At 61.8% G+C, this 6,630-nt stretch carries 8 protein-coding genes; 6 read left to right on the forward strand and 2 right to left on the reverse strand.

All coding sequences use genetic code 11. The features are described 5' to 3' along the window. Window positions 1-34: 34 nt before the first annotated feature. Window positions 35-1,501, forward strand: a complete 1,467-nt coding sequence (locus BFP96_RS09375) for a purine-cytosine permease family protein (RefSeq protein WP_065892929.1) — start codon at window positions 35-37, stop codon at window positions 1,499-1,501. Continuing rightward, the gene (locus BFP96_RS09380; RefSeq protein ID WP_065936079.1) at window positions 1,494-2,411 is read left to right on the forward strand and encodes a PfkB family carbohydrate kinase; all 918 of its coding nucleotides are present in this window, start codon (window positions 1,494-1,496) and stop codon (window positions 2,409-2,411) included. The genes BFP96_RS09375 and BFP96_RS09380 overlap by 8 nt, the downstream gene beginning before the upstream one ends. A 183-nt stretch (window positions 2,412-2,594) precedes the next feature. Here BFP96_RS09380 and BFP96_RS09385 read toward each other — a convergent pair whose 3' ends face one another. Continuing rightward, complete coding sequence (locus tag BFP96_RS09385; protein WP_065883719.1) at window positions 2,595-2,861, reverse strand: hypothetical protein; 267 nt, start codon at window positions 2,859-2,861, stop codon at window positions 2,595-2,597. Window positions 2,862-2,912: 51 nt separating this feature from the next. Then, entirely contained in the window at window positions 2,913-3,251 is a 339-nt protein-coding gene (locus tag BFP96_RS09390) for a hypothetical protein (RefSeq protein WP_065936080.1), read from the reverse strand. A 191-nt stretch (window positions 3,252-3,442) separates the two neighbouring features. Between BFP96_RS09390 and BFP96_RS09395 the strand changes: the two genes are divergently transcribed. From BFP96_RS09395 to BFP96_RS09410, 4 genes are all read left to right on the forward strand, one after another. Continuing rightward, window positions 3,443-3,922 (forward strand): GNAT family N-acetyltransferase, encoded by a 480-nt coding sequence (locus BFP96_RS09395; RefSeq protein WP_065892927.1) that lies wholly within the window; start codon window positions 3,443-3,445, stop codon window positions 3,920-3,922. 149 nt (window positions 3,923-4,071) lie between these two features. After that, a complete protein-coding gene (locus tag BFP96_RS09400; RefSeq protein WP_065936081.1) occupies window positions 4,072-4,893 on the forward strand; it encodes an SDR family oxidoreductase in 822 nt (273 codons plus the stop codon). Window positions 4,894-4,925: 32 nt separating this feature from the next. Next, window positions 4,926-5,906: a substrate-binding domain-containing protein gene (locus tag BFP96_RS09405; RefSeq protein ID WP_104504402.1), complete on the forward strand. Its 981-nt coding sequence runs from the start codon at window positions 4,926-4,928 to the stop codon at window positions 5,904-5,906. Then, window positions 5,903-6,630 (forward strand): ATP-binding cassette domain-containing protein (locus BFP96_RS09410; RefSeq protein WP_139113375.1); only part of this gene is annotated, 728 nt, incomplete at its 3' end. The genes BFP96_RS09405 and BFP96_RS09410, both read left to right, overlap by 4 nt.

Here is a 6,630-nt window from a genome sequence, read left to right on the forward strand (position 1 = left end):
CCATAACAATACAGGCACCAGGAGCCCCCACCCCATGAGCAGCACCTCTTCCGGCCAAAGCGTCGGGCAATTGGAAACACGCGGCATCGAGCCGGTCCCGGAAGGCGAGTGCAACGGGCATCCGCTGCAACTGTTCTGGGTCTGGTTCGCGGCCAATATCAGCATCCTCGGCTTGCCGCTGGGTGCCACCCTGGTTGCGTTTCGCGGCCTGGCCATCTGGCAGGCGATCATCGTCGCAATCCTGGGCGCTGCCGGTTCCTTCGCGGTGGTGGGCATCATTTCCATCGCCGGTCGCCGTGGCCGCGCGCCCAGCCTGACCTTGTCCCGCGCCATCTTCGGCGTACGCGGCAATATCGGGCCGACCCTCGTGTCGCTGATGTCGCGCCTGGGCTGGGAAACGGTCAACACCACCACGGCCGCGTTTGTGTTGCTGTCGCTGTGCTCGATCCTGTTCGGTTCCCCGGTGGAAGCGAAAAGCGCGCCGTTGCTGACCCTGATCTTCATCGCCGTTTTCGTGCTGCTGACCCTGGCCGTTTCCGGCCTGGGCCATGCCACCTTGCTGGTGATCCAGAAATGGGCAACCTACGTGTTCGGCGCGCTGAATATTCTGGTGGGCGGCTTCCTCTGCGCCACCATCGACTGGAGCGCAGTCTTCAACGCCACGCCGGCGCCGCTGAGCGCCATGATCATCGGCATCGGCACCATGGCGGCCGGTACCGGCATCGGCTGGGCCAACGCCGGTGCCGATATGTCGCGTTACCAGCACCGCAGCGTCAAGGCCGTGCGCCTGGTGGCCTCTGCCGCGTTCGGTGCGGGCATACCGCTGGTGTTGCTGATCACCCTAGGTGGCTTGCTGTCGGTGGGTAACAACGACCTGGCCTCGGCCACGGACCCGATCATTGCGATCCGCGACATGCTGCCGACCTGGATGGCGGTGCCGTACCTGATCACCGCGTTCGGCGGGCTGCTGTTGTCGAACAACCTGTCGGTGTATTCAGCCGGCCTCACCACCCTGACCCTGGGCTTGAAGGTCAAGCGCGTGCACGCGGTGATCGTCGACATCGTGGCGATTTTTGCCGGCTCCATTTACTTCATGCTGATCGCCGACAGTTTCTACGGTCCGTTCATCACCTTCATCTCCTTGCTGGCGGTGCCGATTACTGCCTGGGTGGGGATTTTCGTGGTCGACCTGATCCACCGTCACTACTACAGCCCCAAGGATTTGCTGGATGTCAGCCCGAGCAGCGCCTACTGGTATCGCGGCGGTGTGGAGTGGCGCGCATTTGGCGCCTGGGCGCTGGCCATCGTGCTGGGGTTCAGCTTTACCACCATCGGCACCACCGCCGACAACATCTGGTTTGCCGGGCCATTGTCCGATTCCTGGCTCGGCCATAACGGCCTCGGCTGGATCGTCACCTTCCTGGTGGCCGGCGGTGTCTATGCCGTACTCGGCGGCGCTGCCGATCGACGTCCCGCGTTAGTCGAGCGTCCCAATGTCTAGATTGCTGCACACCGGACAGGTCATCGTCGACCTGGTCATGGCCCTCGATACCTTGCCGCCGAGCGGGGGCGACGTGTTGGCCAGGTCCGCCAGTTTTGAAGCCGGCGGTGGCTTCAACGTCATGGCCGCCGCGCGGCGTAATGGTTTGCCGGTGGTTTACCTGGGGCGTCACGGCAGCGGCCGCTTTGGTGACCTGGCCCGCGCTGCGATGCAGGCAGAAGGCATTGAAATGGCACTGCCGGCCAGCAGCGGCCAGGACACCGGCCTATGCGTCTCCCTGACCGAAGCCACCACGGAGCGCACGTTCATTTCCCACCTCGGCGCCGAGGGGGAACTGAGTGCCGATGACCTGGCCCGGGTAGTGCCGCGCAGCGATGACTATGTGTATGTCAGCGGTTACAGCCTGCTGCTTGAGGGCAAGGCGCAGGCGCTGATCGACTGGTTGCTGGCGCTGCCGCGCGAGGTGCTGGTGATGTTCGATCCAGGCCCGCTGGTCAAGGCGCCGGACTCGGCCTTGATGCGAGCGCTGCTGCCGCGTATCGATATCTGGACCAGCAATGGGCCTGAAGCGCTGGCGTTTACCGGTGCACCGGACATCGCCGCTGCGCTGCCCGCGTTGAGTCGGCACTTGCCCGCCAACGCGCTGTTGGTGGTGCGCGATGGGCCGAATGGATGCTGGGTAGGGCAGGCGAGCGACATCAGGCATGTGCCGGGTTTCAAGGTGCAGGCGGTGGACAGCAATGGCGCGGGGGATGCGCATGCCGGGGTGTTTATCGCCGCACTGGCGAACGGCTTGAACCCCGTCGAGGCAGCGCGTCGAGCGAATGCAGCGGCGGCGTTGGCGGTGACACGCTGGGGGCCTGCGACGTCTCCAGGCACTGCTGAAGTCGACGCACTGCTCACCGAATAAAAAAGGGGCTTGCCCCTGCCCTCTGTAGGAGCGAGCTTGCTCGCGAAAAACGTCAACGATAACGCGTGCTTCCTGAATGAACGCGGTGCCTGTGAGTTTTTCGCGAGCTAGCTCGCTCCTACATTGAGATAGGGCAAGCCCCCTTCCACATTGGGTGGTCGCAGGGCCAGACCAGAGATGGCATCACTGCAAGCCTTGACCCTCGAGCTTGCGCGCCTCATCCACACCCGACGCGGTCAACTTGATCGGCAGGTTCAACGAATATTCACCGGCGTCGTCGGTGGTCACATGTCCATCCTTGATCAGCCCGCGGTCCTGCAGGAAGGCCAAGACACTGGCGACTTCTTTTCCGCCGCGATAGTTATCCAGCACCTCCTTGCCCAAACCTTGCGGATGAGCGTGCAGCAGGCGAGTGAGGACTTCTCGTTCAAGGTTTCTATCAACGTTCATGTGTACCTCTTCACTGGGAAATGATCGGGTGTCGAGCGGGTCAGGCAGGTATCAAGGTGCAGGTTGTTTCGGCGCGCCTGGCAGGTTCGAATCGTCGCCTTTATTGATCTTCGGTTCGTTCACCGATGGGCCCATTTTGCCGTTGCCGACGGCAGCAGGTGCCTGGCGCTGGGTATCGTGGCCCTTGGTGTGCGGGTCGGCGGCGTTGGTGTTGTCCATGATCGCGCCGCCATTGGTGTCGAGACCGGTGCCCATGGACTTTTGCGATTCGGTGGTGGCGTCAGGCGTTGGATCGGTCGGGCCGGTTGCCGAGGTGGCGGCAAACGCGCTCAACGACGCAGCAGACAGCAGGCCGGTGAGGGCCAGGGCAGCAAATTTGGAATTTTTCATGAGGGTGTCTCCATATGATTAATGTCCTTACCCTTGATTGGTCAGCCGCACTTTGCGGTTTGTGCCTTGATGGCGACGAACGGTCTTATGTGGCCTGTAAGAATTTGTGTACCCGTCATAGGGAAATTGCGCTGCAATCAGTCATCAAAGCGTCTTAGTATGTGGGCTTTGAACTTGCCCAAGGCGCGCCCATGACCATCGAGATTCGCCCCGCCGTACCCAGCGATGCTGCGCAGATCCTGACGTTCATCACTGAACTGGCCGAGTATGAGAAAGCCCGGCACGAAGTGATCGCCAGCGTGGTGGATATCGAACGCAGTTTGTTCAGCGAGGGCTCCACCGCCCACGGCCTGATCTGTTCGCGCGACGGTCTGCCGATTGGCTTTGCGGTGTTCTTTTTCAGCTACTCCACCTGGCTTGGCAGTAACTGTCTGTATCTGGAAGACCTTTATATCAACCCGGAACAGCGCGGCGGCGGGGCGGGCAAGAAGTTGCTGCGCCACCTGGCCAGGATCGCCTGCGACAACGGCTGCGGGCGCTTCGAGTGGAGCGTGCTGGACTGGAACGAGCCGGCGATTGCGTTCTACAAGTCCATCGGCGCGCAGCCCCAGGAAGAGTGGGTGCGCTACCGCATGGAAGGCAATGCGCTGAGGGATTTCGCACAGGGCTGACAGGCGCGCGGAACCGGCCCTATACGGCCGGTTTTTTTATAGGTTTGTTCATATTATGGGATGTAAATTTATATATTGAGATATTTCAAGCTGTGGGTTTATAGTCGCCTGCATCAGCACTCACTGCCAAAAATAAAACAGGTGAAGCGATGCAGGCACAACCGTTGTCCCTACCCGCCGTGCCCGAGCCCACTTACGGCGAGCGACTCAAGCACAAGGTGGTGATCATCACCGGCGCTGCGCAAGGCATTGGCGAGGCCATCGTGGCGTGCTTCCAGGCGCAGCAGGCGCGGTTGGTGATCGCGGATATCCAGAGCGACAAGGTCGAGAAAGTCGCGGCCCATTGGCGCGAACGCGGCGCCGAGATTGTCGCGCAGGCCGTGGATATCACTTCCACAGAGCAATGGCAGGCACTGGTCAATGTGGCCATCGAGCGCTTCGGCCGCGTGGACGTGCTGGTCAACTGCGCCGGGGTCAACGTGTTTCGCGACCCGCTGCAAATGACCGACGAGGACTGGCGCCGCTGCTTCGCCATTGACCTTGACGGCGCCTGGTACGGTTGCCGCGCGGTGCTGCCGCACATGATCGAGCAGGGCATCGGCAACATCATCAACATTGCGTCCACCCATTCCAGCCACATCATTCCCGGCTGCTTTCCCTACCCTGTGGCCAAGCACGGCCTGCTCGGCCTCACCCGCGCCCTTGGCATCGAATACGCGCCCAAGGGCATCCGCGTGAATGCCATCGCCCCGGGCTATATCGAAACCCAGCTCAACGTCGACTACTGGAACACGTTCCCCGACCCCCACGCCGAGCGCCAGCGGGCCTTCGACCTGCACCCGCCCAAGCGCATCGGCCAGCCCATCGAGGTGGCGATGAGCGCGCTGTTTCTGGCGACCGACGAGGCGCCCTTTATCAATGCCACCTGCCTGATGATCGATGGCGGGCGGTCTGTGATGTACCACGACTAAACCGTTTTCCAATAACAACAATGAGGTGGTCCATGTTCAAGAAGACACTCGGCGCTGTGGCGCTTGCGTTGGCGTTCAGTGGGTTCGCATCCGCTGAAGAAGTGAAGATCGGCTTCCTGGTCAAACAGGCCGAAGAACCCTGGTTCCAGACCGAATGGGCCTTTGCCGAAAAAGCCGGCAAGGAGCACGGTTTCACTGTGATCAAGATCGCCGTGCCGGATGGCGAGAAAACCCTGTCGGCCATCGACAGCCTGGCCGCCAACGGCGCCAAGGGCTTTGTGATCTGCCCGCCGGATGTGTCCCTCGGCCCGGCAATTGTCGCCAAGGCTAAGGTCAACGGCCTCAAAGTGATGGCCGTGGACGACCGCTTTGTCGATGCCAAGGGCAACTTCATGGAAGACGTGCCGTACCTGGGCATGGCCGCGTTTGAAGTGGGCCAGAAACAGGGCGCCGCCATGGCCGCCGAAGCGAAAAAACGCGGCTGGGACTGGAAGGACACCTACGCGGTGATCAACACCTTCAACGAACTCGACACCGGCAAGAAACGCACCGACGGCTCGATCAAATCTCTGGAAGAAGCCGGCATTCCCAAGGACCATATCCTCACCGCCGCGCTTAAAACCCTCGACGTGCCCGGCAGCATGGACGCCACCAACTCGGCCCTGGTCAAGCTGCCCAGCGGCGCGAAAAACCTGATCATCGGCGGCATGAACGACAACACCGTGCTCGGTGGCGTACGTGCCACTGAAAGCGCCGGCTTCAAGGCCGCCAACGTGATCGGCATCGGCATCAATGGCACCGACGCCATCGGCGAATTGAAGAAAGCCGACAGCGGCTTCTTCGGCTCGATGCTGCCAAGCCCGCATATCGAGGGCTACAACACCGCGCTGGCGATGTACGAGTGGGTCACCACCGGTAAAGAGCCCGCCAAATACACCGCCATGGACGAAGTGACCCTGATCACCCGCGCCAATTTCCAGGAAGAACTGACCAAGATCGGGCTGTGGAAATGACCGCTGCGGCCCTGCGTTTTGACGGTATCGGCAAAACCTTCCCTGGGGTCAAGGCGCTCGATGGCATCAGCTTCACCGCGCACCCGGGGCAAGTGCACGCCCTGATGGGCGAGAACGGTGCGGGTAAATCGACGCTGCTGAAGATCCTCGGCGGCGCCTATATTCCCAGCAGCGGCACGGTGCAGATCGGCGAGCAGACCATGGCCTTCAAGAACGCCGCCGACAGCATTGCCAGCGGCGTGGCGGTGATCCATCAGGAGCTGCACCTGGTGCCGGAAATGACCGTGGCCGAGAACCTGTTCCTCGGGCATTTGCCGTCGCGTTTTGGCGTGGTCAACCGCGGCGTGCTGCGCCAGCAGGCGCTGGCGTGCCTCAAGGGCCTGGCCGATGAAATCGATCCCCAGGAAAAGCTCGGGCGCCTGTCCCTGGGCCAGCGCCAACTGGTGGAAATCGCCAAGGCGCTGTCCCGCGGCGCCCATGTGATTGCCTTCGATGAACCGACCAGCAGCCTGTCCGCCCGCGAAATTGATCGCTTGATGGCAATCATCACGCACCTGCGCGATGAGGGCAAAGTGGTGCTCTATGTCTCCCACCGCATGGAAGAAGTGTTCCGTATCTGCACTGCGGTCACGGTGTTCAAGGACGGGCGCTTCGTGCGCACCTTCGAGGACATGAGCGCGCTGAGCCACGATCAGTTGGTGACCTGCATGGTCGGCCGCGATAT

The organism is Pseudomonas sp. 34 E 7 (assembly GCF_900005715.1).
In the GTDB taxonomy this organism is placed as follows: Bacteria; Pseudomonadota; Gammaproteobacteria; order Pseudomonadales; family Pseudomonadaceae; genus Aquipseudomonas; species Aquipseudomonas orientalis_A.

Excerpts from the sequence above, each read along its gene's own strand:
- BFP96_RS09375 (WP_065892929.1), top strand. The coding sequence starts at position 35 with ATGAGCAGCACCTCTTCCGGCCAAAGCGTCGGGCAATTGGAAACACGC.
- BFP96_RS09380 (WP_065936079.1), top strand. The coding sequence starts at position 1,494 with ATGTCTAGATTGCTGCACACCGGACAGGTCATCGTCGACCTGGTCATG.
- BFP96_RS09385 (WP_065883719.1), bottom strand. The coding sequence starts at position 2,861 with ATGAACGTTGATAGAAACCTTGAACGAGAAGTCCTCACTCGCCTGCTG.
- BFP96_RS09390 (WP_065936080.1), bottom strand. The coding sequence starts at position 3,251 with ATGAAAAATTCCAAATTTGCTGCCCTGGCCCTCACCGGCCTGCTGTCT.
- BFP96_RS09395 (WP_065892927.1), top strand. The coding sequence starts at position 3,443 with ATGACCATCGAGATTCGCCCCGCCGTACCCAGCGATGCTGCGCAGATC.
- BFP96_RS09400 (WP_065936081.1), top strand. The coding sequence starts at position 4,072 with ATGCAGGCACAACCGTTGTCCCTACCCGCCGTGCCCGAGCCCACTTAC.
- BFP96_RS09405 (WP_104504402.1), top strand. The coding sequence starts at position 4,926 with ATGTTCAAGAAGACACTCGGCGCTGTGGCGCTTGCGTTGGCGTTCAGT.